The organism is Streptomyces griseus subsp. griseus (assembly GCF_000720255.1).
In the GTDB taxonomy this organism is placed as follows: domain Bacteria; phylum Actinomycetota; class Actinomycetes; order Streptomycetales; family Streptomycetaceae; genus Streptomyces; species Streptomyces griseus_I.
The window spans coordinates 640,811-667,003 of the sequence record NZ_JOJE01000001.1 but is presented as its reverse complement, the minus strand read 5'-3'; the positions used below and the strand labels follow the sequence as shown (position 1 = coordinate 667,003).

General features: G+C 71.1%; 29 protein-coding genes. 21 read left to right on the top strand and 8 right to left on the bottom strand.

What is annotated here, in order from left to right; translation table 11 throughout:
• Nucleotide 1: 1 nt before the first annotated feature.
• The 14 genes from IG99_RS03065 (at nucleotide 2) to IG99_RS03010 (ending at nucleotide 8,887) form a co-directional block, all read left to right on the top strand.
• The gene (locus IG99_RS03065; protein ID WP_037669357.1) at nucleotides 2-1,357 is read left to right on the top strand and encodes an FtsK/SpoIIIE domain-containing protein; all 1,356 of its coding nucleotides are present in this window, start codon (nucleotides 2-4) and stop codon (nucleotides 1,355-1,357) included.
• An 83-nt stretch (nucleotides 1,358-1,440) separates the two neighbouring features.
• On the top strand, nucleotides 1,441-1,599 hold the full coding sequence (locus IG99_RS49485; RefSeq protein ID WP_199815443.1) for a hypothetical protein: 159 nt from the start codon (nucleotides 1,441-1,443) through the stop codon (nucleotides 1,597-1,599).
• Nucleotides 1,599-2,261 (top strand): DUF2637 domain-containing protein, encoded by a 663-nt coding sequence (locus IG99_RS03060; RefSeq protein WP_037669354.1) that lies wholly within the window; start codon nucleotides 1,599-1,601, stop codon nucleotides 2,259-2,261. The genes IG99_RS49485 and IG99_RS03060 overlap by 1 nt, the downstream gene beginning before the upstream one ends.
• 20 nt (nucleotides 2,262-2,281) lie before the next feature.
• Entirely contained in the window at nucleotides 2,282-2,476 is a 195-nt protein-coding gene (locus IG99_RS03055) for a hypothetical protein (protein ID WP_037669352.1), read from the top strand.
• Nucleotides 2,476-2,667: a mobile element transfer protein gene (locus IG99_RS03050; protein WP_037669350.1), complete on the top strand. Its 192-nt coding sequence runs from the start codon at nucleotides 2,476-2,478 to the stop codon at nucleotides 2,665-2,667. Before IG99_RS03055 ends, IG99_RS03050 begins: the two co-directional genes overlap by 1 nt.
• Nucleotides 2,668-2,678: 11 nt before the next feature.
• On the top strand, nucleotides 2,679-2,837 hold the full coding sequence (locus IG99_RS47345; RefSeq protein ID WP_107055801.1) for a hypothetical protein: 159 nt from the start codon (nucleotides 2,679-2,681) through the stop codon (nucleotides 2,835-2,837).
• A 23-nt stretch (nucleotides 2,838-2,860) separates the two neighbouring features.
• Nucleotides 2,861-3,181 (top strand): hypothetical protein, encoded by a 321-nt coding sequence (locus IG99_RS03045; RefSeq protein WP_037669347.1) that lies wholly within the window; start codon nucleotides 2,861-2,863, stop codon nucleotides 3,179-3,181.
• Between the two features lie 89 nt (nucleotides 3,182-3,270).
• Nucleotides 3,271-3,456, top strand: a complete 186-nt coding sequence (locus tag IG99_RS03040; protein ID WP_037669345.1) for a hypothetical protein — start codon at nucleotides 3,271-3,273, stop codon at nucleotides 3,454-3,456.
• The gene (gene repSA / locus IG99_RS03035) at nucleotides 3,449-4,822 is read left to right on the top strand and encodes a replication initiator protein RepSA (RefSeq protein WP_037669343.1); all 1,374 of its coding nucleotides are present in this window, start codon (nucleotides 3,449-3,451) and stop codon (nucleotides 4,820-4,822) included. Before IG99_RS03040 ends, repSA begins: the two co-directional genes overlap by 8 nt.
• 1 nt (nucleotide 4,823) lies before the next feature.
• On the top strand, nucleotides 4,824-5,021 hold the full coding sequence (locus IG99_RS03030) for a helix-turn-helix transcriptional regulator (RefSeq protein ID WP_037669341.1): 198 nt from the start codon (nucleotides 4,824-4,826) through the stop codon (nucleotides 5,019-5,021).
• Nucleotides 5,021-6,268: a tyrosine-type recombinase/integrase gene (locus IG99_RS03025; protein ID WP_037669339.1), complete on the top strand. Its 1,248-nt coding sequence runs from the start codon at nucleotides 5,021-5,023 to the stop codon at nucleotides 6,266-6,268. Before IG99_RS03030 ends, IG99_RS03025 begins: the two co-directional genes overlap by 1 nt.
• 450 nt (nucleotides 6,269-6,718) lie before the next feature.
• The gene (locus IG99_RS03020) at nucleotides 6,719-6,985 is read left to right on the top strand and encodes an ArsR/SmtB family transcription factor (protein WP_394297959.1); all 267 of its coding nucleotides are present in this window, start codon (nucleotides 6,719-6,721) and stop codon (nucleotides 6,983-6,985) included.
• Nucleotides 6,986-7,189: 204 nt separating this feature from the next.
• Entirely contained in the window at nucleotides 7,190-8,647 is a 1,458-nt protein-coding gene (locus tag IG99_RS03015) for an aldehyde dehydrogenase (RefSeq protein WP_037669335.1), read from the top strand.
• Between the two features lie 3 nt (nucleotides 8,648-8,650).
• A complete protein-coding gene (locus tag IG99_RS03010) occupies nucleotides 8,651-8,887 on the top strand; it encodes a ferredoxin (RefSeq protein WP_037669332.1) in 237 nt (78 codons plus the stop codon).
• A gap of 295 nt (nucleotides 8,888-9,182) precedes the next feature.
• Here IG99_RS03010 and IG99_RS03005 read toward each other — a convergent pair whose 3' ends face one another.
• Nucleotides 9,183-10,736, bottom strand: a complete 1,554-nt coding sequence (locus tag IG99_RS03005) for a hypothetical protein (RefSeq protein ID WP_158973112.1) — start codon at nucleotides 10,734-10,736, stop codon at nucleotides 9,183-9,185.
• A 106-nt stretch (nucleotides 10,737-10,842) separates the two neighbouring features.
• Complete coding sequence (locus tag IG99_RS03000) at nucleotides 10,843-11,481, bottom strand: TetR family transcriptional regulator (RefSeq protein WP_037669328.1); 639 nt, start codon at nucleotides 11,479-11,481, stop codon at nucleotides 10,843-10,845.
• A gap of 209 nt (nucleotides 11,482-11,690) precedes the next feature.
• On the opposite strand from IG99_RS03000, the gene IG99_RS02995 reads away from it, so the two are divergent.
• Genes IG99_RS02995 through IG99_RS02985 form a run of 3 tightly spaced genes read left to right on the top strand, consistent with a single transcriptional unit; the run spans nucleotide 11,691 to nucleotide 14,877 of the window.
• Nucleotides 11,691-13,082 (top strand): glycosyltransferase family 4 protein, encoded by a 1,392-nt coding sequence (locus IG99_RS02995; RefSeq protein WP_037669326.1) that lies wholly within the window; start codon nucleotides 11,691-11,693, stop codon nucleotides 13,080-13,082.
• The gene (locus tag IG99_RS02990; RefSeq protein ID WP_037669324.1) at nucleotides 13,076-13,810 is read left to right on the top strand and encodes a class I SAM-dependent methyltransferase; all 735 of its coding nucleotides are present in this window, start codon (nucleotides 13,076-13,078) and stop codon (nucleotides 13,808-13,810) included. The genes IG99_RS02995 and IG99_RS02990 overlap by 7 nt, the downstream gene beginning before the upstream one ends.
• Nucleotides 13,807-14,877, top strand: a complete 1,071-nt coding sequence (locus IG99_RS02985; RefSeq protein ID WP_037669322.1) for a prenyltransferase/squalene oxidase repeat-containing protein — start codon at nucleotides 13,807-13,809, stop codon at nucleotides 14,875-14,877. Before IG99_RS02990 ends, IG99_RS02985 begins: the two co-directional genes overlap by 4 nt.
• Before the next feature lie 10 nt (nucleotides 14,878-14,887).
• Here the strand turns inward: IG99_RS02985 and IG99_RS02980 are convergent, their stop codons facing one another.
• The gene (locus IG99_RS02980) at nucleotides 14,888-15,181 is read right to left on the bottom strand and encodes a hypothetical protein (protein ID WP_037669649.1); all 294 of its coding nucleotides are present in this window, start codon (nucleotides 15,179-15,181) and stop codon (nucleotides 14,888-14,890) included.
• Nucleotides 15,182-15,318: 137 nt separating this feature from the next.
• Between IG99_RS02980 and IG99_RS02975 the strand changes: the two genes are divergently transcribed.
• Genes IG99_RS02975 through IG99_RS02965 form a run of 3 tightly spaced genes read left to right on the top strand, consistent with a single transcriptional unit; the run spans nucleotide 15,319 to nucleotide 18,927 of the window.
• Nucleotides 15,319-16,581, top strand: coding sequence for a hypothetical protein (locus IG99_RS02975; protein ID WP_037669318.1), 1,263 nt, complete (start codon nucleotides 15,319-15,321; stop codon nucleotides 16,579-16,581).
• The gene (locus tag IG99_RS02970; protein ID WP_051864857.1) at nucleotides 16,578-18,161 is read left to right on the top strand and encodes a vWA domain-containing protein; all 1,584 of its coding nucleotides are present in this window, start codon (nucleotides 16,578-16,580) and stop codon (nucleotides 18,159-18,161) included. The genes IG99_RS02975 and IG99_RS02970 overlap by 4 nt, the downstream gene beginning before the upstream one ends.
• Nucleotides 18,148-18,927: a hypothetical protein gene (locus IG99_RS02965; protein WP_037669315.1), complete on the top strand. Its 780-nt coding sequence runs from the start codon at nucleotides 18,148-18,150 to the stop codon at nucleotides 18,925-18,927. Before IG99_RS02970 ends, IG99_RS02965 begins: the two co-directional genes overlap by 14 nt.
• 4 nt (nucleotides 18,928-18,931) lie before the next feature.
• On the opposite strand, the gene IG99_RS02960 is transcribed toward IG99_RS02965, so the two are convergent.
• The 5 genes from IG99_RS02960 to IG99_RS02940 form a co-directional block, all read right to left on the bottom strand.
• A complete protein-coding gene (locus IG99_RS02960) occupies nucleotides 18,932-19,942 on the bottom strand; it encodes an LLM class F420-dependent oxidoreductase (RefSeq protein WP_037669312.1) in 1,011 nt (336 codons plus the stop codon).
• Nucleotides 19,943-20,045: 103 nt separating this feature from the next.
• Nucleotides 20,046-20,888 (bottom strand): DUF5336 domain-containing protein, encoded by an 843-nt coding sequence (locus IG99_RS02955; protein WP_051864855.1) that lies wholly within the window; start codon nucleotides 20,886-20,888, stop codon nucleotides 20,046-20,048.
• 157 nt (nucleotides 20,889-21,045) lie between these two features.
• Nucleotides 21,046-21,963, bottom strand: coding sequence for an N-acetylmuramoyl-L-alanine amidase (locus IG99_RS02950; protein ID WP_078947499.1), 918 nt, complete (start codon nucleotides 21,961-21,963; stop codon nucleotides 21,046-21,048).
• 23 nt (nucleotides 21,964-21,986) lie between these two features.
• Nucleotides 21,987-22,640, bottom strand: a complete 654-nt coding sequence (locus IG99_RS02945; protein ID WP_037669308.1) for a class I SAM-dependent methyltransferase — start codon at nucleotides 22,638-22,640, stop codon at nucleotides 21,987-21,989.
• Nucleotides 22,641-22,762: 122 nt separating this feature from the next.
• A complete protein-coding gene (locus IG99_RS02940) occupies nucleotides 22,763-24,505 on the bottom strand; it encodes an MFS transporter (RefSeq protein ID WP_037669305.1) in 1,743 nt (580 codons plus the stop codon).
• Between the two features lie 219 nt (nucleotides 24,506-24,724).
• Here IG99_RS02940 and IG99_RS02935 point away from each other — a divergent pair, with 219 nt between their 5' ends.
• Nucleotides 24,725-26,143 (top strand): DHA2 family efflux MFS transporter permease subunit, encoded by a 1,419-nt coding sequence (locus IG99_RS02935; RefSeq protein ID WP_037669303.1) that lies wholly within the window; start codon nucleotides 24,725-24,727, stop codon nucleotides 26,141-26,143.
• The last annotated feature ends 50 nt before the right edge of the window (nucleotides 26,144-26,193 follow it).

The window sequence follows — 26,193 nt, the reverse complement described above, 5'->3', positions numbered from 1 at the left end:
CATGACCGCCTTGACGGTCGCGCTGGTGCTGGTCGTCGCTGCTGCGGGTCTCCTGCGGTGGCGGCGCCCCGCCTGGTACTGGATGACCTTCGGCGTCACCTTCGCGAGTCTGCGGGTCCTGGTCCGCTACGCCTCCGTCATGGACGCCTGCGGTCTGACCGTCCCGCCCTCGCGCTGGCGCCTGGCCCTGGCCCGGGTGGCCAACCGGCCTGTGCCGGAGTCCCGTCCGCCGCGCATTCTGCGCTTCCGGCCGACCCGGACCGGCCTGGTCCTGCGGCTGGGTCTGCGCCCGGGACAGGACGCCTTCGACGTCGCCGCCGCCTCGGACCGGCTTCGGCACTCGTTCTCGATGTACGGGGTCACCTCGCGTGAGGTGCGCTCGGGTGTGGTGGAAGTGCGGATGACCGGCTATGACGTCCTCAAGCGGGTGCAGATGCCCGCCAAGCTCGACACCCGTCCCATGTGCGTGCCGGTGGCCCTGCGTGAGGACGGCTCGGTGCATTACCGGGACTACCGTGCCGTCCCGCACGCCCTCACCCTGGGCGCCACCGAGTCGGGCAAGTCCGTCTATCAGCGCAACCTGGTCGCCGGGCTCGCCCCGATGGATGTCGCCCTGGTCGGGATCGACTGCAAGCAGGGAGTGGAGCTGTTCCCCCTGGCCCGCCGGTTCTCCGCCCTCGCCGACAACCCGGACACCGCCGCCGAGCTGCTGGATGCGCTCGTGTCCCGCATGGAGGGCGTCTATCGGCTCATCCGCGCCGAGCAGCGCATCACCGCCGCCGTGCCGGATGCGGAGATAGCCGCCGACATCTGGGACCTGCCCGCACACCTGCGGCCCGTGCCGGTCGTGGTCCTGGTCGACGAGGTCGCCGAACTCGCCCTGTTCGCCAGCAAGGACGAGGAGAAGCGCCGCGACCGCATCATCACTTCCTTGGTCCGTCTCGCCCAGCTCGGCCGCGCGGCCGGTATCTACCTGGAGATCTGCGGGCAGCGCTTCGGCTCCGAACTCGGCAAGGGCATCACCATGCTCCGTGCCCAGCTCACCGCACGTACCGCCCACCGCGTCAACGACGAGACCTCCGCGAACATGGCCTTCGGGGACATCTCCCCGGACGCCGTCCTGGCCGCCATCCAGATCCCCGCCGAACTGCGCGGGATCGCCATCGCCGGGGACTCCACCGGAGGCTGGCACCGCATCCGCGCCCCGCACACCTCCCTGCGCCAGGCCGTCAACACCTGCAACCGGCACGCCGACCGCACCCCGGACCTGCCCGAACTGGCCGCCTACCGGCCCGAGCTGACCGGCCCCCCTGAGACTCCGGTGCCGCTGTCCAAGACAGCTCCCGCTACGGCCTGACACCTCCCGCTCCCCGGTCGGCGCGACCGCCTTCGCGCCAGGTCCCTACCCCTGCCATGCCTGATGAAGGGAGAACCCCCGTCATGTGCCCCGACTGCGAGGACTTCGCCCGCACCGTCCTGCTGCTCGGCCAGCTCGCCCTCTACGCCGACACCACCGGCGCCGACCTCGACTTCGTCGAAGCCGTCAGTCCCTCCCTGGCTGCCTCGCTCCCCGAGCCGCCGCTCGCGGAGGGATCCTGATGGCCGCCCGCCTGCGGGTGGACGCCGTTCTGGTCCAGGCCGTCATCGCCGGAGCTCTGTCCTTCGCCCACCTGCACGACCTGGCCGCCGCTGCCGGACAGGACGGCTGGAAGGCCTGGGCCTACCCGATCAGCGTGGACCTGCTCCTGGTCGCCGCCTGGCGACGACTCCGTTCCGAGGGTCCGTCGCGGCTGGCCTGGTGCTGGTTCCTCATCGCCCTGTTCGCCTCGCTCGGCGCGAACGTCGCGACCGCCGGGTTCCTCGACCTGGCCGACCCGCCCGCCCTGCTCCGCCTCGGCATCGCCGGGTGGCCCGCGCTCGCCTTCCTCGGCGGCACCCTCCTCGCGCACTCCGCCAAGCACCCGACGCCCGCCCCGCCGGCACCCGCCCCGAACCCGGAACCCCTCATGGCCACCGACCCCGACCCCGCCCCCGAGCCCGTGTCTGCCCCGGAGCCCACGCCCGCCCCGGTGGAGGAAGCCCCGGCACTGCCGCCCGCCGACCCGGCGCCCGCGGTTCCCGCCGTCCTCGTCGACCACGCCCGCAAGGTCGCCGCCGAGTACCGCGACCGAACCGGCGCCCCGATCGACACCGACACCCTGCGCACCCGCCTCGGCGTTCCGCCCCACCTCGCCGACGCCATCGCCGCCCAGCTCGCCTGATCCGGAAGGCAGGACAACAGATGACCCCCGACCCCGCCGACCTGACCGCCTCGGACTACCTCGACGGCGCCCGCGAGATGACCGCCGCCGACCGGCCCTACCTCGCCCACCTGCTCGCCGAGGAAGCCGCCCAGCGCACCACCGACCCGGGCACCGCCGCCGGTATCCGCGCCAGCTTCCCCGACCCCACCACCGCCCGGAAGGAGAACGACTGATGCCCGCCCGCGACCACTTCCACTCCGTGATGCGCATCGGCCCCGTGCAGATCGGCACCCACCGCGACCGCAACGGCCAGACCAAGCACGCCGCCGTGTGCACCGCCGACCGCTGCGGCTGGTCCGCCGACTACTCCAGCTCCGCCGCTGCTCAGCTCGCCGCCCGGACCCACCGCTGCCGCGTCCGCTAGGAGACCCCGCCATGGAAGTCCCGCTCTGGTTCGCCCTCGCCGTCGTCGGCTACCTCGGCGTCAAGTTCCTCCGCCCGCCCTGGTGGCTCGTCGCCGTCCTCCTCCTCGGCGGCTACCTCCTGGCCGACAGCGTCCTCGCCCCCGCCATCGACACCGCCCTCACCAAGTAACCACCCGCGAAGGGAGAACCGCCATGTTCCGCCCGAAGCTCCCCACTATGCCCACCCCCACCGGACTCGTCTCCCCGCCCGCCGTAGTCGAGCCGACCGCCGTGGTCCAGCACACCACCACTACGCCCGCCCCGGCTGCGGCCACACAGGTTCCGTCGCGGCCGACCGTCCAGCTCACCCCGGGCACCGCTCTCGCCCTCGTCGGCGGTGGCACGGCCGTGGTCCTGGTCGTCGGCGCCGTCCTCGTCTCCATGCTCCTCGCCGTCGCCATCACCGGCGCCTCGGTCGCCATCTGCGCCCTGGTGATCCGCTCCCTGATCACCGCCGAGAGCAAGCGACGCTGACCGGCGCCCGGGCGGCCTGACACCGCCAAGCATCCGCCGCCCGGGCACCGTCCCTGTCCGATCCCGTGGAACCGGAAGGAACCCCCAGCATGACCCACCGCACCACACCCGCGCCCCGCATCTGCGGCAACTGCGACGGCTTCGCCTCCGTCGCCATCACCCTCGGCGGCCGTGACCCCCGTGGCCACCTCCGCACCATCACCGCCAACTGCCCGGCCTGCAACGGCCTCGGCGTCACCCGCAGCCACCGCAACCGGGAGGGCGCCCGTGCCTGACCTGCTCGACCCGACCACCCTCGGCGACCTGCTGAGGGTGGCTTCGGCGTCCGACTACGACCGTTGGGAAGACCAGATCCGCCGCACCGGCGGCTGCTCCGACCCCATCCACCTGACCGGCTGGACCCTCACCAAGGACAAGACCACCGGCGAGACCCTGCACCACTACTCCACCGAGAACGAGCCGGGCGGACGCCTCCGCGTCGCCTGCGGCAACCGCCGTGCATCCCGCTGCCCGTCCTGCGCCTGGACCTACGCGGGCGACACCTACCACCTCATCCGCGCAGGCCTGGCTGGAGACGACCGCCGCGACATCCCCGCCACCGTCCGCGACCACCCCCGCGTCTTCGCCACTCTCACTGCCCCCTCCTTCGGCCGCGTCCACAACCGTCCCGACCATGGCGTCTGCCGCTGCGGCAACCACCACCCGGCCGAGGACCCCGCCCTGGGCACCGCCCTCGACCCTGCGACGTACGACTACGCGGGCGCGGTGCTGTTCAACAACCACGCCGGACAGCTCTGGCAGCGCTTCACCAACCGCCTCCGCCGCGAGATCGCAGCCCGCGCGGGCCTGTCTCAACGGGAGCTGAAAGAGTGCGCCCGGCTGTCGTACGGCAAGGTCGCCGAGTTCCAGAAGCGCGGCGCGCTGCACTTCCACGCGGTGATCCGCCTCGACGGACCCGACGGACCGGACACCCCGCCCCCGGCCTGGGCAACGGTCGACCTCCTCGCCGACGCCATCCAGGCCGCCGCCGCCCACTCCTACACGTCGGTCTCGGTGCCCGCCTCCGGAGACCAGCCCGCCCGGACGTTCCGCTGGGGCACCCAGCTCGACGTCCGCCCGGTCAAGGCATTCGGCGACGGCTCCGACATCACCGAACAGGCCGTCGCCGCCTACGTCGCCAAGTACGCCACCAAAGCCGCCGAGACCACCGGCACCCTCGACCGCCGCATCGGTGAACTCTCCGAACTCGACCGCCACGGCGTACCCGACCACGCCCGCCGCCTCATCCGGGCCTGCAAGGAACTCGATCCCCTCTACCCCGACCGCCGTCTGTGGGCCTGGGCTCACATGCTCGGCTTCCGGGGCCACTTCTCCTCCAAGTCGCGCCGCTACTCCACCACCCTCGGCGAACTCCGCCAGGCCCGCGCCGACTACCGCGCCACCCAGGAACATGCCGCGCTCGGCCTGGACGACGTCGAGCCGGACACCGTCCTGGTCCTGGCCGACTGGCAGTACGCCGGACACGGCCACACCCCCGGCGAATCCGCCCTCGCCGCCACCATCGCCCGCAACCTCCAACTCAACCGCGAGACCGCCCGCGAAGCACTACGCGACCTGCCCATAGACGAAAGGGAGTGGTGACATGCCCTCAGAGCTGCCGAACCGCTTCCTGACGCCCGACGACCTCGTGGAGATGTTCGAGTTGCCCAGCGTCGAGACGGTCTACCAGTGGCGTCGCAAGCGCACCGGTCCCCGCGGCTTCCGCGTTGGCCGGCACCTGCGCTTTGACCCGAACGACGTGCGGGCCTGGGTGGATACCCAGCTTGGGGAGGCTGCCTGATGGCCGGGCATGTTCAGGATCGCTGGTTCCGGGCGGAAGTCGGTCCGGACGGCAAGCCGCGCAAGGTCAAGACCGACCGTCATGGCCTCGGTCTGCGCTACCGGGCCCGGTACGTGGGACCGGACGGCACCGAGAAGTCCAAGAGCTTCCCTGACGGCAAGAAGCGGCTCGCCGACCAGTGGCTCGCGGGTATCGAGGCGGACATGTCGCGGGGCCAGTACCTCGACCCCGAGGCCGGGAAGGTCACCTTCCAGCAGTACGCCACCGAGTGGCTGGCCGGGCAGACGACCGACCCGACGACTCGTGAGAACACGGAGCGTCGCCTTCGGCTCCATGCCTTTCCGTACCTCGGAAGCCGTCCGCTCTCCTCGCTGCAGCCGTCCGACATCCGAGCCTGGATACGCAAGCTGGAGGACGCGGGAAGCGCTGGATCGTCCCGCCGTGTGATCTTCGGGAACGTGTCGGCGGTGCTTGCTGCCGCTGTCGATGACGGTCGCCTCGCGCGCAATCCCTGCGGGGCGCGCTCCGTCCGGCGCCCGAAGCCCGCCCCCGGTCGGGTCGCTCCGTGGTCTGCCGACCGTGTGTTCGCCGTGCGGCAGGGGTTGCCTGACCGCTTTCGGGCCATGGTCGACGTCGGAGCCGGTTGCGGACTTCGGCAAGGGGAAATCTTCGGACTGCCCGTCGACGAGGTGGACCCGCTCTCCGGCGTTCTGCACGTCACCCAACAGGTCAAGGTCGTGGACCGGAAGCTGGTCTTCGCCCCGCCGAAGAACGGCAAGCTCCGTGACGTGCCGCTGCCGGACTCGGTCGCCTTCGCGCTCGCCGAGCACATGACGGCCTTCCCGCCGGCCGACGTCACGCTGCCCTGGATGCGCCCCGACGGAGAGCCGGTGACCAGGCTCCTGTACTTCACGGGTGCTGAGGGCGGGGCGGTCTGGCGCAACGCCTTCAACGTGCACGCCTGGAAGCCTGCGCTCGCCGCGACCGGAGTGATCCCCAAGCCCGGGCCGGGGGAGCGGTACAAGGAAGCCCGTGAAGACGGCATGCATGCGCTACGGCACTTCTACGCCTCGGTACTTCTCGACTCCGGGGAGAGCATCAAGGCCCTGAGCGCCTACCTCGGTCACGCCGACGCCGGGTTCACGCTCCGCACCTACACCCACCTCATGCCGAGCAGCGAGACGCGTACGCGGAACGCCGTCGACGAGATGTACCGGGCGGCCCGTAGGCCCCCGACGGCCCCCTGACGGCCCACGGGTTTCGGCCCCGCCCCTGATCATCGGGAAACCGCTGGTCAGGGGCATTCTCGTCCTGTCCGTGGACTACTTTAACTAGAACTGGTTTCAACGGGTGCTCAAGTCGACTGCTGCTGTGGGGCGTTGGGTTGACCATGGCGGCCCAGCTCTTGCGGCGGTGCTCCTGATCGAGAGGTCGGCTTGTCCCCGTTCCTTCCCGGTGCAGATCGAGTCAAAGGGTCATGAAGGGTGAGTGGTCGACGAGGAGGAGCTTGCGCAGTGACGAGCGGATGCGGGACAGGATGCGGCGGCTTGGTGATGTGGACGCGGGCATGGCTCCCCCAGAGGTAAGGTACGCACGGTCGCGTACCTCATGGAAGGTACGCTTGCATGCGTACCTTGTCGAGGGGTGGAGTGATGGACGCAGGCGAGTTGGCGCACCCTCGTGTCGAGGATCTGGAGGTGGGTCCCATCCTTCTGGCGCTGGCGGACGAGAACCGGCGTCGAGTCATTGCCGAACTGTCCGCGCGGCCGGACGAGGAACGGCTCTGTGCGTCCTTCGACCTGCCGGTGGGCAAGTCCAGTCGCACCCGGCACTGGCGAGTGCTGCGTGAGGCGGGCTTGGTCTACCAGCGCAACGTGGGAAACGGGCTGTACATGCGCCTTCGCGCGGAGGACCTGGAGCGCAGATTCCCGGGCCTGGTCCAAGCTGTCGTGGCTGCCGGCTAGGGGGTGCTCCGAGGCGGGCCCCCCTGCCGGGGCCCCTTACTGTCTCGGGTCCACGGCCCACGGCTTCCGCGCCCGCCCCTGATCCCCGGGAAACCCCTGCTCAGGGGCATTCTCGTCCTGTCCGTGGACTCCTTTGACCAGAACTGGTATCAGTTCCTGATGCCCCGTCAGAAACGGGATCGCCGGCTCCTCAGGAGGGTCGCCATGACCGAGCTCGTGGAACACGGACAGCTGTTCATCGGCGGGGAGTTGACCGACCCCCTCGGCCGGGACGTCATCGAGGTGGTCTCGCCGCACACCGAGGAGGTCATCGGTCGGGTGCCGCACGCCTCGGCCGCGGACGTGGACCGGGCGGTCGCTGCCGCGCGGCGGGCTTTCGACGAGGGGCCCTGGCCGCGGCTCTCCCTGGAGGAGCGGATCGCCGTGGTCACCCGCATCAAGGACGCGATCGCCGTGCGGCACGAGGAGATCGCCCGCGTGATCTCCTCGGAGAACGGGTCGCCGTACTCCTGGAGCGTCCTCGCGCAGGCGCTGGGCGCGATGATGGTGTGGGACGCGGCGATCACGGTCGCCCGTGGCTTCACCTACGAGGAGACGCGCGACGGCGTGCTCGGGAGGATCCTCGTGCGGCGGGAGCCGGTGGGGGTGGTCGCGGCGGTCGTGCCCTGGAACGTCCCGCAGTTCGTGGCCGCCGCCAAACTCGCGCCCGCGCTGCTCACCGGCTGCACGGTGGTGCTGAAGCCGTCGCCGGAGTCGCCGCTGGACGCCTACCTGCTGGCGGAGATCGCGACGGAGGCGGGGCTGCCGGAGGGCGTGCTATCCATCCTGCCGGCGGACCGCGAGGTCAGCGAGTACCTGGTCGGGCACCCCGGCGTCGACAAGGTCTCCTTCACCGGCTCGGTCGCCGCCGGCAAGCGGGTGATGGAGGTGGCCGCCCGGAACCTGACCCGGGTGACCCTTGAGCTGGGCGGGAAGTCGGCGGCGGTCGTGCTGCCGGACGTGGACGTGGAGACGGCCGTCGCGGGCATCGTCCCGGCGGCCTGGATGAACAACGGGCAGGCGTGCGTGGCCCAGACCCGCATCCTGCTGCCGCGTTCGCGCTACGACGAGTTCGCGGAGGCCTTCGCGGCCGCGGCCGGCGCCCTCGTGGTCGGCGATCCGCTGGACCCGGCGACCCAGGTCGGCCCGCTGGTCGCCGAGCGGCAGCAGCGGCGCAACCTCGACTACATCCGCATCGGGCAGGAGGAGGGCGCGAAGATTCTCACCGGCGGCGGGCGGCCTGCGGGGCTGGACCGCGGGTGGTACGTGGGGCCGACGCTCTTCGGCGACGTCGACAACTCCATGCGCATCGCCCGGGAGGAGATCTTCGGGCCGGTGATCTGCCTGCTGCCCTACGGCGACGAGGCCGAGGCCGTGAAGATCGCCAACGACTCCGACTACGGGCTCAGCGGCAGCGTGTGGACGGCCGACGTGGAGCACGGCATCGAGGTCGCACGGCAGGTCCGTACCGGCACGTACTCGGTCAACACCTTCAGCCTCGACATGCTCGGACCGTTCGGCGGCTACAAGAACTCCGGTCTGGGGCGCGAGTTCGGGCCCGAGGGGTACGGCGAGTACCTCGAGCACAAGATGATCCACCTGCCGGCCGGCTGGGAGGGGTAGGGGATGGGCGACCGCTGGCACGTCGAGGTCGACCGCTCCCTGTGCATCGGCTCCGCCCAGTGCGTCCACCACGCCCCGGGCGGCTTCCGTCTCGACACCGGGCGCCAGTCCCACCCCCTCGATCCGGACCCCGACGCCAACGAGCGGATCCTGGCGGCGGCGGAGAGCTGTCCGGTCGAGGCGATCGTGATCACGCTGGTGGGGAGTGGGGAGGCGGTGTTTCCCCCGGAGGAGCAGTAGCCGATGAAATCGTAAGAAAAATCATGATTGGGGGGCTTTTATCCCCGTGTGAAACTTCCTATCCTCGAAGTAGGCCTACGAGACGAGTGAGGGAGTTCGACCGGAGTAGCCGACATGGGCGTGAAGTCTCGGCTTCCGCTGGTGCCGACGTCGACGGTCGGGCTGAGAGGCCCGAAGATCGCGGGACAGGAAAGCGTCCGGCGAACGGAGGGCGACCCCCAGCAACCTGATCCGGGCAATACCGGCGAAGGGAACCCGCCTCGTAGGTCCCTCATGTGCGGTCCGTCATGTGCCGCTACCGGTTCACCGTCACCTCGTCGAGGCGGCTCTGGGCGTTGACGTGCTTTCCGTCGGAGTCCCTGTAGCGGGCCAGCCAGGTGCCCGTCCCCTCCGCCGTGAAGACACGCTTGAAGGTGCCGTCGGCGGCGGTCGTGCCCCGGCCCATGTAGGTCAGGGTCTGGCTGCCCGCGGGGCGGAAGTACACGTACACGGTCTGCCCGCCGTACGTCTTCCACGTCGGGCTCTTGTGCTTCAGCGTGCCCGTGACCGTGAGCGGCTTGCCGCGGCGCACCGGCTCCGGGTTCACGTTGAAGGCGGAGAAGGCCGTGTCGGTCCTCGTCACCCGGAGCGGCTTGGTGACGCTGCCGAGGACTTCCGCGGTGCCGGCGAAGCGCAGGCGCCAGTAGCCGTCGGCGGGGCCCGGCAGTGTCTCCTCGATCCCGCTGAAGAACTCCGTCGTGAACGTCTTGCGCGTGGTCCAGCCGGTACGGCCGTCGGCCGAGTACTGGATCTCCACCTTGAGGCTGCCACCCCCGTAGCCGGGCTTGCGCTGCAGCGCGCCGGTGACGGTCACCCGCTTGGCGGCGTCGACGCTCGCCTTGAAGGACTCGAAGAGCGAGATGTCCTGGAGGTCGATCTGCGTGGCGCCACCCACGTGTTCCAGCCAGGGGTAGCGCGACGTCCGCGCCCACGTGGTGTAGATCGGTCCGTCGGCCAGCGCCCGTACGTTGCGCTCGAAGCGGCCGTCCGCCCCCACCACGGGCACTCCGTTGACGTCGGCCAGCAGCGGTGTGCCCGCCGGTACCGGCTTCACCGTGCCGTCCGCCGCCGTGCGAGTGGCCCGGCCGGTGATCTTCACGACCTGGCCGTAGCGCGCCTTCAGGTTCCTGGAGTTGGCGTCCAGCTCGATGCTCGCCTGCTGCCGGGCCACGGACGGCTGCACGAATTTGTACTCCGCGTCCATCTCCGCAGTCGCCGCCATGGTGGCGGCGATATGGGGAATGGTCTCCACGCCGCTGAAGGTGAACGGTACGGACAGGTGGCCCTCGTCGTCCGTGGTGGCGACCATGGAGGCGCTGTCGCCCTCGAGGCGGACGTCGGCGTTCCGCAGCGGCGAGGTCTGCCAGGTGCGCGGGTCGAAGGTGGTGACGTCGGCGGAGAACGTGGTCGTCAGGTTGTCCAGCGACACCTTGCCCGTGGTGGAGACGTGGGAGAACTCCGACCGCAGCCGGTAGTCGAAGTCCCCGCACTGGGCGATGCCGTCCGCCGATTCCACCTCGATCGCGTAGAGCCCGAGCTTGTCGAGCTTGATGGGATCCGAGTACACGTCGAACTCGAAAGCGTGCTCGTGGTAGTCCACGCGCGGGAACTTGTCCACGGTGGCGACACGCGCCCCCGTTTGCTTGTCCCGCAGATGGATGAGCAGCGTGGAGGGACTGGGGCTGCCCAGGCTGCCCTTCACCATCAGCTCTCCGGCCCGGGTGGTCTCGATCCCCTGCCAGCAGCCGGGGGCGGCATGTGCCGTACCCGGCACAGCCAGTCCCCCGACCGCTGCTGCGGCCACCACCATGGCTGACATCAAACGACGACGCACGTATCCCCCTGCAGGATGAAGAAGTGAACACCCGTCAGACTCGCTAAGGTGTCAGGAGGTTGTACGCGGGCGCACGTCTGTTCTATTCGCGCTCCGGCGGCGCCGTCAGGTCGATCAGGCGGCACACCGTCTCGATGTCGATCTTGACCTGGGCGATGGAGGCGCGGCCGGAGAGCCAGGTGATCAGGGCGGAGTGCCAGGTGTGCTCGATGACGCGGACGGCGGAGAGCTGTTCGGGGGTGGGGTGTTCCTGGCCCATCGCGTCCAGGATGATCGCGGTCGTCTGACGGGACACCTGGTCGACCTCGGGGCTCACGCTGCGGTCCGCGAAGGTCAGGGCGCGGACCATGGCGTCGGCGAGGTGCGGCTCGCGCTGGAGGGCGCGGAAGGCGCGCATCAGGGTCTCCGCCACCCGTTCGGCCGCGCGGTCGCCCGCCGGCGGCTTCTTCCGCAGCGTGCCGTGCATGTGCTCCAACTGGTCCTGCATGGTGGCCACCAGCAGATGCACCTTGGACGGGAAGTAGCGGTAGAGGGTGCCGAGAGCCACCTGCGAGGACTCGGCGACCTCCCGCATCTGCACGGCGTCGAACCCGCCCCGGCTGGCCAGCTGCGCGCTCGCGTGCAGGATCCGGCGCCGGCGCGCCTCCTGACGCTCGGTGAGGGGCGGGGATGGTCGCGAGGTACTGGCTTCCACCTTGGTCACCTTGGCTTCCGCAGGCATGGGTCCCGTTCCGTGACAGTCGGTGAGGACAGGTGATCACACAGCATGGCAGGGGTGTCCGTCGTGGCGCGAATCACCTGATCCACTTCTCCCAGCACCCTTACCTGCCGGTAAATTCGGAGCCTCCCGAACGATCAAGTCTGAAACTTGTTCTAGATTAGCGTCCCGCGTAATCTCGCGGGACGGAGCAGGCAGAAGGGGGCCCAGGAGTGACCGCTGAGGCCAGTCAGGCGGGGTCCGGGGAGGACCTCGCAGCAGACGGCGAGCGACCGCTCGACATCGCGCTCCTCACCTACAAGGGAAACCCGTTCTGCGGCGGCCAGGGTGTTTACGTACGCCACCTCTCTCGCGAGCTGGCCCGCCTCGGCCACCGCGTCGAGGTCATCGGCTCCCAGCCCTACCCCGTGCTCGACCAGGGGTACGACGGTCTGAGCCTCACCGAGCTGCCCAGCCTCGACCTCTACCGCCAGCCCGACCCCTTCCGCACCCCGGGCCGCGACGAGTACCGCGACTGGATCGACGCGCTCGAAGTCGCCACGATGTGGACCGGCGGCTTCCCGGAACCCCTCACCTTCTCCCTGCGCGCCCGCCGCCACCTGCGCGCCCGGCGCGGGCAGTTCGACGTCGTGCACGACAACCAGACCCTCGGCTACGGCCTGTTGGGAGACGTCGGCGCCCCGCTGGTCACCACGATCCACCACCCCATCACCGTCGACCGCCAGTTGGAGCTGGACGCCGCCGACGGCTGGAAGCGCCGCTGCTCCGTGCGCCGTTGGTACGCCTTCACCCGCATGCAGAAGCGGGTCGCGCGCCGGGTGCCCTCCGTGCTCACCGTCTCCGGCACCTCCCGCCAGGAGATCGTCGACCACCTCGGCGTGCGGCAGGACCGCATCCACGTCGTGCACATCGGCGCCGACACCGACCTGTTCTCGCCCGACCCGTCCGTGCCCCGGATCCCGGGCCGGATCGTGACGACCTCCAGCGCGGACGTCCCGCTCAAGGGCCTGATCTTCCTCATCGAGGCGCTCGCGAAGGTCCGCACCGAGTACGCCGACGCCCACCTCGTCGTCGTCGGCAAGCGCGCCGAGGACGGCCCCGTGGCCCAGGCCATCGAGCGCTACGGCCTCGAAGGCGCCATCGAGTTCGTCAAGGGCATCTCCGACGCGGAACTCGTCGACCTGGTCCGCTCGGCCGAAGTCGCCTGCGTGCCCTCGCTGTACGAGGGGTTCTCCCTCCCCGCGGCCGAGGCCATGGCGACCGGAACGCCGCTCCTCGCCACGACCGGCGGGGCGATCCCCGAGGTCGCGGGCCGAGACGGCGAGACCTGCCTCGCGGTACCGCCCGGCGACGCCGGGGCGCTCGCCACCAACCTGAGCCGGCTGCTGGGCGACCCGGAACTGCGCACCCGCCTCGGGCGGGCCGGCCGCGAGCGGGTGCTGCGCCACTTCACCTGGGCCCGTGCCGCCGAGGGCACGGTCGCCCGCTACCGCGAGGCGATCGCCTCCTCCGCCGGTACGACGCCCGGCCGCGCGGCCCCCACCAGCTTTGCAGCCCCGACCAGTGACACCGGCGTCTATCCCGAAAGCAGGGCCACGTGCTGACCGTCGACTTCTCCCGGTTCCCGCTCGCGCCGGGCGACCGCGTCCTGGACCTCGGCTGTGGTGCCGGCCGGCACGCGTTCGAGTGCTACCGGCGGGGCGCGCAGGTCGTGGCCCTCGACCAGAACGCCGAGGAGATCCGCGAGGTCGCCAAGTGGTTCGCGGCGATGGAGGAGGCGGGCGAGGCACCGGCGGGCGCCACCGCGACGGCCATGGAGGGCGACGCGCTCGCACTGCCGTTCCCCGACGAGTCCTTCGACGTCGTCATCATCTCCGAGGTGATGGAACACATCCCCGACGACAAGGGCGTACTCGCCGAGATGGTGCGGGTTTTGAAGCCCGGCGGCCGGATCGCCATCACCGTCCCGCGCTACGGCCCCGAGAAGGTCTGCTGGGCGCTGTCCGACGCATACCACGAGGTCGAGGGCGGCCACATCCGCATCTACAAGGCGGACGAACTGCTGGAGAAGATCCGCGAGGCCGGGCTGAAGCCGTACGGCACCCACCACGCGCACGCGCTGCACTCGCCGTACTGGTGGCTGAAGTGCGCGTTCGGCGTCGACAACGACAAGGCGCTGCCCGTGCGGGCGTACCACAAGCTGCTGGTCTGGGACATCATGAAGAAGCCGCTGGCCACGCGGGTCGCCGAGCAGGCGCTGAACCCGGTGATCGGCAAGAGCTTCGTGGCGTACGCGACCAAGCCGCACCTGCCCTCGGTGGACGCCCGGTGACCTCTTCCCGGACAGAACACCTCGTCCTGACCGGGGTCCTCACCGCCGAGCAGGCCGTCGCGACCGTACGGGGCATCCTCGCCGCGCAGCGGGAGGACGGCGCCATCCCGTGGTTCCGGGGCCACCACCTCGACCCGTGGGACCACACCGAGGCCGCGATGGCCCTCGACGCGGCCGGCGAGCACGAGGCCGCCGACCGGGCCTACACCTGGCTCGCCCGGCACCAGAACGAGGACGGCTCCTGGTACGCGGCCTACCAGGACGGCGACTTCGACGACGTCACCGACCGGGGGCGCGAGACGAACTTCGTCGCCTACATAGCCGTAGGAGTGTGGCACCACTACCTCTCCACCGGCGACGACACGTTCCTGGACCGCATGTGGCCGACCGTCTACGCGGCGGTCCAATGGGTGCTGCGGCTCCAGCAGCCGGGCGGGCAGATCGGCTGGCGGCGCGACGACGACGGCACGCCGACCACGGACGCGCTGCTCACCGGCTCCTCCTCGATCCACCAGGCGCTGCGGTGCGCGCTGGCGATCGCCGAGCAGCGGGAAGAGCCCCAGCCCGATTGGGAGTTGGCGGCGGGTGCGCTGCGGCACGCCGTGCGGCGGCATCCCGAGCGGTTCCTGGACAAGGACCGTTACTCGATGGACTGGTACTACCCGGTGCTGGGCGGGGCGTTGACCGGTGCGGAGGCCAAGTCCCGTATCGAGGAGGACTGGGAGCGCTTCGTGGTGCCCGGTCTCGGCGTGCGGTGTGTCGTGCCCAACCCGTGGGTGACGGGCGGGGAGTCGGCCGAACTCGCCCTGGCGCTGTGGGCGATGGGCGAGTCCGACCGGGCACTCGAGATCCTTCAGTCCATCCAGCACCTGCGGGACGCGGAGTCCGGGCTGTACTGGACGGGGTTCGTCTTCGAGGACGAGGCGATCTGGCCCCGGGAGCTGACCACGTGGACCGCCGGGTCACTGCTGCTCGCGGTGGCCGCGTTGGGCGGGCATGAGGCCACCTGCGCGGTGTTCAGCGGGGAGCAGTTGCCCTGGGGGCTCGAGGTGGACTGCTGCGAGTAGGGGCTGAAAGTCAGTGGCGGTGGACCCGGTTGGCTATGGCGTGCCCCACGAAGAGGTACACCACCGCCGCCAGGCCGTAGCCCGCGACCACCCTCGCCCAGGCTTCGTCGAACGTGAACAGGTCGTAGGACCAGCCGGCGAGCCAGCGGGCGGCGTGCTGGATGAACTGCACGAAGTCGTTCGCCCGGTTGGCGTCCAGCAGGTACATCAGGATCCACAGGCCCAGGATCACGGCCATGACGTCGGCCACGACGGCGATGACCGTGCCGGCCTGGTTCGCACCGTTCCGATATCTAGGAGACATGTCCAACGGGTTGCCGCGATGGGCGGCATGAAACGCGTCGGCCATTTTCCCGGTATTCGAGTGGAATTGGCGCCTCCGGGGGATCGTGTTCGAGGGGGTGCACGATGATCCTGCCCCCTTGAGTGGCAGGAGGGCCGTTGTCCGACGCCGGAGCACCCACGATCGAGGAACCGCGGCTCGCCACCCGCCGCGTGCGTCGCCGCCGTGTCCCGCGTCATGTCGTCGTCGCGCTGCCGCTCGCCCTGGCCGGACTGATCTCGCTCTCCGTCTCGGGCAATCTCCTGCGCCCGTTCGAACACATCACCACGCTGGAGGCCAAGATGGCCTCCAAGTCGGACTTCTTCAGAGACCCCGAGGTGCAGCGGCTGTTACTGCGGCACGGGATACGCGTCGACATCCACCGCCTCGGCTCCCGCGGTATCGCCACCCAGTCCCTGAAGGGCATGGACGTCGTCTTCCCGTCCGGCCAGCCCGCCGCGAAGCTGATCCTCGACCGGCAGGACCGCTCGGTGAGATCGGCGCGCCCCTTCGTCTCCCCGCTGGTCCTGTCCACGTTCCGCGACTACGCCGAGACCCTGGTGAAGGCCGGGGTCGCCACCCGGCAGCAGGCCCCGGGCGGCGGCGAAACGCTCTACTACGACCTGCGGATGGCGGAGTTCACCCGGCTGCTCGACGGCGTCGACGACCCGAAGAACCCCCGGGACGGCAGCGGCCCGCAGGCCGACACCTGGAACGGCATCGGCTTCGACAAGGTCAGCGGCGGCGAGCGCAACAGTGGCCGCGTCCTCGTCCGTACCTCCAACGTCTGCGAGTCCAACTCCGCCGGCACCTACCTGAGCATCCTCGCCTTCGTCGCCAACGCCAACCGCACGCCGGGCACCCAGGACACGAGCGGCGACGAGCTCGCCGCCCGCGTCAAACCCCTCATCAACCTCCAGGGCATGTGGGCCGACGAACAGGCCGAGAGCTACTTCTCCGACCTCGGCGAGAGCATCGCGCCGATCTCCGTGATCTACGAACACCAGTACCTGGCCCACCAGATCGCCTACCACGACAAGCACGGCCGCCAGGACACCGACCGCGTTCTGCTCTACCCCACCCCGTACGCCCTCACCGAACCCCAGCTCGTCTCCCTCACCGACCGGGGTGACCGCCTGGTCAGCGTCATCGAGGAGGACGCGGAGCTGCGCCAGCGGGCCATCGAACTCGGCTTCCGCGTCCGTTTCTCCGGCGAGGACGGCACCAGCGAACAGCTCAACGCCTTCCTCCGCGACCACGGCATCCAGGCCCCGGCCCCCAACCCCGACCAGACCAAGGTGTACGAGCCCGACCTGAGCGTCCTGGAGAAGATCATCGACTACGTGGGCAACTGCCCGCCGACCGTGCGGGACACCTCGTGAGGCGGCCGGTACGGGCTCTGACGGCCGCCCTGGCCCTCGCCCTCCTCGGCACCCTCACCACCTCCTGCACCCGCGACGACGACCGTGTCACCCTGCGCGTCCTCGCCAGCCCCGAGCTCGCCGATGTCGCGCCCCTGCTGGGCGAGTTGGAGGACGACACGGGCGTCGAGCTGGACATGGAGTACAAGGCCACCGCCGATCTCGCGGGCCAACCTCCTGCCTCCGGGCGCTCCCCGTACGACCTGGCCTGGCTCGCCTCCGACCGCTCGTTCCTGCTGCGGGTGCAGGACTCCGGTGGACGCCTGACGCGCCCCGAGTCCACCGCGATCATGCGTTCCCCGGTCGTCGTCGGCCTGGAGCCCGCGGTGGCGCGGAAGCTGCGGGAGCGGGCCGCGGGCGGGCGGATCTCGTGGGCGGACGTCGCCGACGCGGCCGCCGACGGCACCCTGCGGTTCGGGATGGCCGACCCGCGGCGCAGCGACACCGGGCGCGCCGCGCTCGTCGGGGTCGCCACCGCGGCGGCCGCGACCGGCGGCGCACTGCGCGAACAGGACGTCTCCTGCGACCGGTTGCGTGGTTTCCGCTCCGGCCAGACCCTCACCGGTGCCGGCTCACGCGACCTGATCGACGGCTACCTCCGGCACCAGGACGACGCCGACGCGCTCATCGCCCACGAGGCTGAACTGCTCTCCCTGAACGCCACCGGCAAGCTGCGCCGGCCGTTGGAGATCGTCCACCCCGACGACGGCATGGTCCTGTCCGACTTCCCGCTCCTCCTGCTCGACGAACGGCAACGGACGGCGTACGGAAAGGTGGTGGACTGGCTGCTGAGCGCCGACACTCAGAAGAAGCTGATGCGGCGGACGTTCCGGCGCCCGGTCAACCAGGACGTCGAGCCCTCGACCCAGCTGCGCGCGCCCGTCGGCAACGCCCTGTCCTTCCCCGACCGGCTGTCCATCGTCGAACAACTCGTCGCCGACTACGGCGAGCCACTCGGCAAGTCCGCCGACCAGGTGGTGTTCCTGCTGGACTTCTCCACCTCGATGCGCGGCAAGCGGATGGCAGGACTGCGGGCCGCCTTCGCAGGGCTCAGCGGCGCGGACCGGACGTCCACCGGCAAGTTCGCCCGCTTCTACCGCGGGGAGCGCCTCACCGTCGTACGGTTCGGCGGCCGCGTGCTCCAGGAACGCACCCTGACGGTCCGCGGCGACGCCGACCTGCGCGCCCTCGACCGGATCGTCGCCGGGGGCGGCTTCGACGACGCCACCGCCGTCTGGTCCGCCCTCGACCGCGGCTACCGCATCGCCACCGCCGCCGTCCGCGAGGAGCCCGAACGGCCCGTCTCCGTCGTGCTGATGACGGACGGCGAGAACAACGCGGGCATCGGGTACGAGGAGTTCCTGCGACGGCACCGCGCGCTCGGCGCCGAGGCGAACGCGGTGCCCACCTTCCCCGTCCACTTCGGAGAGGCCGACGCGGCCGCCCTCGAACGTGCCGCCGACGCGACCGGCGGCCGCGTGGTCGACGCCGGACTCTCCTCCCTCGCCGACGCGTTCAAGGAGATCCGTGGGTGTCATTGACAGTCAGTGGTGGGGCCTGTGGTGGCCGTGGCTGGTGGTCTGGGCCCTGACAGCGGCCTGTCTGGTCGTGCTGCTGCGGTTCGCCCTGGCGCGCCCGGGCCGTCGGCGCAGATGGGGCCGGCGGGGCGGGCCGACCGTCCTCGGCATGTGCTTCTACCTGCACAAGCAGCGCGTCATGGACATCTACGAGGCCGGCCGCTTCAGCGAGTCCCTGGCCCAGGAGGTCGCCTACCGGACCAATGTCACCAGCAACTACGGCCTGTGGGGCAAGCTGTTCTCCTGGGCCGGCGGCAAGGCCGACCGGGGCGTCACCAAGGAACGCGTCACCACTTACCTCCGGGAGAGCACGCCCATGAACGTGATCGGCGTGCTCATGGACACCGTGCGCCGCGAGGACGTCGTCGTGGACGCCGACCTGACCACCGGCCGTCTGGTCCTCAACCGGTCGCTCGCCGACACCCTGCGCGACGCGCCGCAGGACGGGCGAGTGCCGCTGAGCGCCGTGATGTCGGACTTCGTCTCCGTCACCGGCCGCTTCACCGCCCGCCGTACGGAGAGTGGCGACGTGGTACTGCGCGCCCGCTACGGCACCGGCGAACCGGCCGCCCATGTGAAGATCACCTGCGCCGAGACCGAGGGCCGGGGCGAGTTCCGCGACGAGGACTACTACACCGGCGAGTTCCAGGCCCGCTGCCTGGGCAAGGTGCGGACCTGGGACCCGCGCAGGGGGGAGCTGACGCTGGACCCGGTCGCCATCTTCCGGTGACCCGTCACGAGTTGAGCTCGGCCAGCACCCGTAGCGTGTGCGGGTCGGGTGAGAGGGCCAGCAGGTCGGTCACCGGGCCCTTGCGCCACGACTCCAGTCGCTCGGCGACGCGTTCGCGCGGTCCGACGAGGGAGATCTCGTCCGCGAAGGCGTCCGGCACCGCCAGCACCGCCTCCTCACGGCGCCCCGACAGGAACAGCTCCTGGATCCGCCGCGCCTCCTCCTCGTACCCCATGCGCGCCATGAGATCGGCGTGGAAGTTGCGGGCCGCGTGCCCCATCCCGCCGATGTAGAAGCCGAGCATGGCCTTGACGGGAAGCAGCCCCTCGCCGATGTCGTCGCAGACCTTCACCCGGGCCATGGGCGCGACGAGGAAGCCGTCGGGGAGCGCGCCCACGGCCTCCCCGTACACCTCGGGCCTGGTCGGCGCCCAGTACAACGGCAGCCAGCCGTCGGCGATCCCGATGGTCTGCGCGACGTTCCTCGGGCCCTCGGCGCCGAGCAGGACGGGCAGGTCGGCGCGGAGCGGATGGGTGATCGGCTTGAGGGGCTTGCCGAGGCCGGTGCCGTCCGCGCCACGGTAGGGGTGGGAGTGGAACCGCCCGGCCAGCTCGACGGGGGCCTCCCGCCTGAGGACCTGCCGTACGACGTCGACGTACTCCCGGGTCGCGGTCAGCGGCGACTCCGGGAACGGGCGGCCGTACCAGCCCTCGACGACCTGCGGGCCGGACAGACCGAGCCCGAGCATCATCCGTCCGCCGGAGAGGTGGTCCAGGGTGAGCGCGTGCATCGCGGTCGTGGTGGGGGAGCGGGCCGCCATCTGTGCGACGGCCGTACCCAGCTTGATCCTCGACGTCCGCGCGGCGATCCAGGTCAGGGGGGTGAAGGCGTCCGAGCCCCAGGACTCGGCCGTCCACACCGAGTCGTAGCCCAGCTCCTCCGCCTGCCGTGCCAGCGCGACGTGCTCCGCGGAGGGGCCGCGCCCCCAGTAGCCGAGTGCGAGACCGAGCCGCATCGCCGCCTCCTGACGATCCGTCAGACAAGTAGGGCGACTGTACGGCAACGGCCCCCCGCCCGGAAGGGCGAGGGGCCGTCGGTGAAGTACGGGTCCAGGGATCTCAGCCGCGCTGGATGCCCGAGGTGTCGCGCAGTACGCCGCGTCGGCCGTCCTGGGTCTGGGCGATCAGGCCCGGACCGCTCTGCTCGACGGCCAAATACCAGGTGCCCGGCGCGAGTTCAGCGATCGGCGTCGGGGAGCCGTCCTCCGGGAACAGCGGCCGCGCGACCGGCACGGCGAACCAGAACGGCGAGAAGTCCGCGGCCGGCGGCTGGGCCTGGGCCTGCGGCGGCTGGTGCCCCGCGAACGGCTGCTGGCCCTGCGGCTGCGGCTGGCCCTGCGGCTGCGGCTGCTGCCCGCCGAACTGCGGCTGCTGCTGGCCCGGGTAGCCGTAGCCACCGGGGGGCTGGGCGCCGTAGGGCTGGGGCGCCGGGGGCTTGGGGGCGGGAACGAGGGCGGCCTGGAGGGCGGGGACGAGGGGGGTGGCCACGGCGGCGCCGGCCATGACCAGGGTGGCGATGAAGGCGAGGATCAGACCGACACCGGCGTCCAGGGTGTCGCTGGCATCGCCCTGGAAGTTGTTCGTACCGCTGGCCGGGTCGATGAGGTTGCCGAGCGCGCTCCACGCGGCGAAGACCGTGAAGGCGACGCCGAACTGACCGAGGTCGAGTCCGGCCACCTTCGGTACCTGCGGGAGGCCACGCGAGAGGACGACGAGCGCGGCACCGATGAGGCCCGCCAGTACCACGCCCATGAGGATGGGACCGCTCGCCCAGGCGCTGGGGAAGTCGAAGCTGTCCGGGGCCGTATCGGCCGAGTAGGAGTCCAGGAACGACGCGATGAACAGCAACACCGCTGCTCCGATCACCACGCCGTCGCCTCTAGTGAGGGAGCGGATGTTCACTTCTGGTCCTTCGTAGGTCGTCTCATCGTCGGTAGAGGCTCGCTGTCACCATGTCGCCTTCCGGCCCCGGTGGGAAGCGCGGGGGTGGCCCCTTATCGCAGGAACGACCCTATCGTCCGCACGATCGGCCTGTCCGCCGGGATCAGCACGCTGATCACTACCCGCGCAGGAAACGCACGATTCCCTCAGAGATCCCTTGCGCCGCCTTCTGCCGCCAGGCGCCACTCGTCAGCAGTGCCGCGTCCTTGCTATCGCGCATGTTGCCGCACTCGATGAACACCTTGGGAACCGTTGACAGATTGAGACCGCCGAGGTCCTTTCGCGTGACGAGTCCGCTGCCGTCACCGACGTAGTTGGACGGCTTGGTACCGGTGCTGTGCGCGAAGTCGGTCGCGATGAGCTCGCCGAGCTCGCCGGAGGGGCCGACGATGGGCCGGGTGTCGGCACCGCCCTCGTGGACCGCCGCCGGGAGGATGACGTGGAAGCCGCGGTTCCCGGCCCCCGATCCGTCGGCGTGCACGGACACCACGGCGTCCGCGTGCGCCGCGTTCCCGATCCGCGCCCGCTCGTCCACGCACGGCCCGTACGGCCGGTCGCCGTCCTGCGTCAACTTCACGGTGGCGCCCTGCTGCTGGAGCAGGGTCCGCAGCCGGTGCGCGACGTCGAGCGTGAACCGGGCCTCGGTGTAACCCGAGTTGGTGGATGTCCCCGTGGTGTCGCACTCCTTGCGGTTGGTCCCGATGTCCACCTTGCGGTTGATCTCCGCGGTGTGCTGGAAGTTGTCGGGGTTGTGCCCCGGGTCGATGACGACGACCTTGCCCTTGAGCGGTGCGGCGCTGTACGGGGTGGCCGAGCCCCTCGGCTCCTTGCCGTCCCCGGCACCCGGGGCGGTGCCGCCCGCCGTCCGCTCCGCGCGGTCCGGCTGGTCCGACCCGCCGGGTGAAGCCACTCCCTGCCATACGACCCACCCGAGCAGCGCACCCGGCACGAGCACGCCGAGCGCCACGAGCAGGGCCCGCCGCATGGGGGGCCGACGGGACGAAGAGGGTTCGAATTCCGGACCTGCGTACGACACGGCAGCCACCCTAGCGGGCGTCGTCAGATGCCGGCGCCGGTGCGCCGCAGGACCCGGAGGGAGCCCGTGTCCGACACCTCCGTGAAGGCACCGGACTCAAGGGCACGCAGGTAGACGCGGTACGGGGCCTGCCCGGTGAACTCGTCCTCCGGGTCCGGGAAGACGTCGTGGATCACCAGCAGGCCGCCCTCGGCGACATGCGGGGCCCAGCCCTCGTAGTCGGCGGTGGCGTGTTCGTCGGTGTGACCGCCGTCGATGAAGACCAGGGCGAGCGGGGTGCTCCAGACCCGCGCCACCTGGGGGGAACGGCCCACCAGTGCGACCACATGGTCCTCCAGGCCCGCCCTGTGCAGGGTGCGGCGGAACGTGGGCAGCGTGTCCATCACGCCGAGTTCGGGGTCGACGGTCTCCGGGTCGTGGTAGTCCCAGCCGGGCTGCTGCTCCTCGCTGCCCCGGTGGTGGTCGACGGTGAGCGCGGTGACTCCGGCCCCGCGGGCCGCGTCGGCGAGGAGGATCGTGGAGCGGCCGCAGTAGGTGCCGACCTCCAGCAGGGGCAGCCCGAGCCGGCCCGCCTCGACGGCGGCCGCGTACAGCGCGAGTCCCTCGTCGACGGGCATGAACCCCTTCGCCGCCTCGAACGCGGCCAGGATCTCGGGCTTGGGTGCCGCGGTCGTCATCGGGGTCCTTTCAGTCGTACATGTGTATGGGCACAGGGGTGTACGTGCTCGTGGGCGCCCCATGCTGCCGCACCCCCCGTCGGCTGGGCGACAGGGGGTGCGGGAAGCGGGGGAAGCGGTGCCTACGCCGTGGTGAGCTCCTCGCCCGGCAGCGACAGGTCCAGGTCCACCGGAAGTTCGTCGCCCGTGTGGGTCGCCGAGGAGGCGAGCGGGGCGTGGCCGGTGGCCGTCGCGGCGAGGACGTACGCACCCTGGACCGGCACGGTGAGCGCGTAGGTGCCGTCCTCCGCGGAGAGCGTCGCGCCCGCCTGACGCCCGCGGGGGTCGATCAGGGTGACCTTGGCGCGGGCGACCGGGGCGCCGTCCGCGTCCAGGACCCGGCCGCGGAAGCCTCGCAGGGCCTCCTCGGCGCGCGCCAGGTTGGCGTCCTCCTCGCTGCTCGCCCGCAGTTGCGGCTTCTCGGCGGGCCGGCGGCCGGGAAGGAAGAGGGCCAGCAGCAGGCCGAGGGCGACGGCGGCCGTCGCGATCAGGAAGGAGACGCGGAAGCCGTGCATGGTCGGGATCTCGACGCCACCGACGTTGTTCGCGGTGTTGGCGAGGACCATGCCGATCACGGCGCTCGACACCGACGTGCCGATGGACCGCATCAGCGTGTTGAGGCCGTTCGCCGCACCCGTCTCCGACGCCGGCACCGCGCCCACGATCAGCGCGGGCAGGGAGGAGTAGGCCAGGCCGATGCCCGCGCCCAGGACCACCGCGATGACCAGGCTCTGCCAGGGGGCGCTCATCAGGCCGAGGCCGGCGCCGTAGCCGATCGCGATGATCAGCAGGCCGAGGATCAGGGTGAACTTGGGGCCGTACTTGGCCGACAGACGGGCGTAGACGGGAGCCGTGAACATCATCGTCAGGCCCAGCGGGGCCACGAGCAGGCCCGCGACCACCATCGACTGGCCGAGGCCGTAACCGGTGGACTTCGGCAGCTGGAGCAGCTGGGGGAGGACGAGGGAGACGACGTAGAAGGAGACGCCGACCATGATCGAGGCGAGGTTGGTGAAGAGCACCGCGGGGCGGGCCGTGGTGCGCAGATCCACCAGCGGAGCCTTCATGCGCAGCTCCATCACACCCCACAGCACGAGGACGACGGCCGCCGCGCCGAACAGGCCGAGCGTGGTGCCGGAGGTCCAGCCCCAGTCGCTGCCCTTGGTGATCGGCAGCAGGAAGAGGACGAGGCCGGTGGACAGGCCCAGGGCGCCGAGGAGGTCGAAGGAGCCCTCCGCGCGCATCGGCGACTCGGGGACCACGGCGAGGGTGAGGACGATGGCGAGCGCGCCGAGGACGGCGGCGCCGTAGAACAGGGCGTGCCAGTCGGCGTGCTGGGCGACCAGGGCGGCGGCGGGCAGTGCCAGGCCGCCGCCGACGCCTATGGAGGAGCTCATCAGGGCCATGGCGGAGCCGAGCTTCTCGGGCGGCAGCATGTCGCGCATCAGTCCGATGCCCAGCGGGATGGCGCCCATGGCGAAGCCCTGGAGGGCGCGGCCCGCGATCATCGTGAGCAGGTCACTGGTGAGCGCGCTGACGAGTGCGCCGACGACCATCACCGCGAGGCTGGTGATCAGCATGCGCCGCTTGCCGTAGAGGTCGCCCAGGCGGCCCATGATCGGCGTGGCGACGGCGCCCGAGAGCAGCGTCGAGGTCAGGACCCAGGTGGCGTCGCTGGGCGCGGAGTCCAGCAGTTGCGGCAGGTCCTTGATGACCGGGACGAGCAGCGTCTGCATCACCGCGACCACGATGCCCGCGAAGGCGAGCACCGGGACCACGGCTCCGCTTGCTCTCCGGGTGGACCGGCCGGTCGTCGTGAACGTCATTGAGCAGGGCCTCCAGGCCGAAGTAAGGGTGAACCGGGTGGGGGACCGGGGTACGTGCAGTTCGAACCCCGTGTGCTGGGGCAACTATTCCGTTGCTTTGGCATGCTAACGAATCCTTGACCTTTTCTTGGCGATCAGGGGGTGTGGGGGCGGGGCGGGACGCGTGCGAGCCCTGAATCTCCGTGGTGGGACCCGGGTGTGGTTGAGACCATGACAGGCATGCTGCGAGCCGCCGACGCCACCCGCACCGCCCCCCGTACCGCGCCCCCCGCCTGGCTGGTGGTGGCCCTCGCCTGCGCGGGGCAGTTCCTCGTCGTCCTCGACGTGTCCGTCGTCAACACGGCACTGCCCTCGATCCGGACCGAGCTGGGACTCGGCGCCTCGGGGCTCCAGTGGGTGGCCAACGCGTACTCGATCGCCTTCGCCGGGTTCATGCTGCTCGGCGGCCGCGCCGGTGACCTGTACGGTCGCAAGCGGATGTTCCTCGTCGGGCTCGGTCTGTTCACGCTCGCCTCGCTGGCCGGCGGGCTCGCGGAGGAGAGCCGGCAACTGCTGCTCGCGCGGGCCGTGCAGGGACTCGGGGCCGCGGTGCTGGCGCCCTCGACGCTGACGATCGTCACCTCCGCCGTACCGGAGGGCGCCGCCCGGGCCCGGGCCATCGCGACCTGGACGGCGGTCGGCGCCGGCGGGGGCGCGGTGGGCGGCCTGGTCGGCGGGGCCCTGGTGGAGGCACTGTCCTGGCGGTGGGTACTGCTGATCAACGTGCCGGTCGGCGCCGTCGTCCTCGCCGGTGCCGCCAGGTGGCTCGCGGAGAGCCGCGCCGGGGACGGACGGCGACTCGACCTGCCGGGCGCGGTGCTGGTCACCGCCGGCCTCGCCACCCTCGCCTACGGCATTTCGCAGACCGAGGCCGAGGGCTGGACGGCGTCGGCCACACTGGTGCCGCTGGCCGCCGGCCTCACGCTCGTCGGTCTCTTCGTCGCCGTCGAGGCCCGTACGACGGCCCCGCTCATGCCGCTCGGACTGTTCCGGCTGCGCTCGGTGTCGTCGGCGAACGCGGCGATGTTCATCAGCGGCTCCGCCATGTTCTGCATGTGGTACTTCATGACGCTGTACGCGCAGAACGTGCTCGGCTACGGCCCGCTGGCGGCCGGGCTCGCACTCGTGCCGAGCTCCCTCGCCGTCGTCCTCGGCTCGAAGCTCGCGCCCTGGCTGATGAGGAAGGCCGGGGCGCGCACCGTGGCCGTACTGGGCACGCTCGTGGCCGCCACCGGCTTCGCCTGGCAGTCGACGATGAGCGCGCACGGGGCGTTCGTCACGGCCATCATGATCCCCGGGATCCTGATGATGCTGGGCGCGGGCCTGGGGGCGACCCCGCTGGCCGCGCTGGCCACGTCCGGGGCGGCGCCGGGGGAGGCCGGGCTGGTGTCCGGCCTGGTCAACACCTCCCGCGTGATGGGCGGTTCGCTGGGCCTCGCGATCATGTCCACCCTCGCGGCGGCCCGCACGGGGGGCGGCGAGACACCGGAGGCTCTCACCGCCGGGTACGCCTCGGTGTTCCGCACGGGCACGGTGGTGCTGGTGGCGGGGGCGGCGCTGATGCTGGTGTGGCTGCCGCGGAGGGGGGCTGCCAGGTGAGGTGGGGGCCGCGAGGTGGGGGGCCGCGAGGTGGGTGCCCGCGGGGTGAG

Bases quoted from the DNA above. Each gene is read 5' to 3' on its own strand.
- IG99_RS03065 (WP_037669357.1), top strand. From the start codon at position 2: ATGACCGCCTTGACGGTCGCGCTGGTGCTGGTCGTCGCTGCTGCGGGT.
- IG99_RS49485 (WP_199815443.1), top strand. From the start codon at position 1,441: ATGTGCCCCGACTGCGAGGACTTCGCCCGCACCGTCCTGCTGCTCGGC.
- IG99_RS03060 (WP_037669354.1), top strand. From the start codon at position 1,599: ATGGCCGCCCGCCTGCGGGTGGACGCCGTTCTGGTCCAGGCCGTCATC.
- IG99_RS03055 (WP_037669352.1), top strand. From the start codon at position 2,282: ATGACCCCCGACCCCGCCGACCTGACCGCCTCGGACTACCTCGACGGC.
- IG99_RS03050 (WP_037669350.1), top strand. From the start codon at position 2,476: ATGCCCGCCCGCGACCACTTCCACTCCGTGATGCGCATCGGCCCCGTG.
- IG99_RS47345 (WP_107055801.1), top strand. From the start codon at position 2,679: ATGGAAGTCCCGCTCTGGTTCGCCCTCGCCGTCGTCGGCTACCTCGGC.
- IG99_RS03045 (WP_037669347.1), top strand. From the start codon at position 2,861: ATGTTCCGCCCGAAGCTCCCCACTATGCCCACCCCCACCGGACTCGTC.
- IG99_RS03040 (WP_037669345.1), top strand. From the start codon at position 3,271: ATGACCCACCGCACCACACCCGCGCCCCGCATCTGCGGCAACTGCGAC.
- IG99_RS03030 (WP_037669341.1), top strand. From the start codon at position 4,824: ATGCCCTCAGAGCTGCCGAACCGCTTCCTGACGCCCGACGACCTCGTG.
- IG99_RS03025 (WP_037669339.1), top strand. From the start codon at position 5,021: ATGGCCGGGCATGTTCAGGATCGCTGGTTCCGGGCGGAAGTCGGTCCG.
- IG99_RS03015 (WP_037669335.1), top strand. From the start codon at position 7,190: ATGACCGAGCTCGTGGAACACGGACAGCTGTTCATCGGCGGGGAGTTG.
- IG99_RS03010 (WP_037669332.1), top strand. From the start codon at position 8,651: ATGGGCGACCGCTGGCACGTCGAGGTCGACCGCTCCCTGTGCATCGGC.
- IG99_RS03005 (WP_158973112.1), bottom strand. From the start codon at position 10,736: ATGGTGGTGGCCGCAGCAGCGGTCGGGGGACTGGCTGTGCCGGGTACG.
- IG99_RS03000 (WP_037669328.1), bottom strand. From the start codon at position 11,481: ATGCCTGCGGAAGCCAAGGTGACCAAGGTGGAAGCCAGTACCTCGCGA.
- IG99_RS02980 (WP_037669649.1), bottom strand. From the start codon at position 15,181: ATGTCTCCTAGATATCGGAACGGTGCGAACCAGGCCGGCACGGTCATC.
- IG99_RS02960 (WP_037669312.1), bottom strand. From the start codon at position 19,942: ATGCGGCTCGGTCTCGCACTCGGCTACTGGGGGCGCGGCCCCTCCGCG.
- IG99_RS02945 (WP_037669308.1), bottom strand. From the start codon at position 22,640: ATGACGACCGCGGCACCCAAGCCCGAGATCCTGGCCGCGTTCGAGGCG.
- IG99_RS02940 (WP_037669305.1), bottom strand. From the start codon at position 24,505: ATGACGTTCACGACGACCGGCCGGTCCACCCGGAGAGCAAGCGGAGCC.
- IG99_RS02935 (WP_037669303.1), top strand. From the start codon at position 24,725: ATGCTGCGAGCCGCCGACGCCACCCGCACCGCCCCCCGTACCGCGCCC.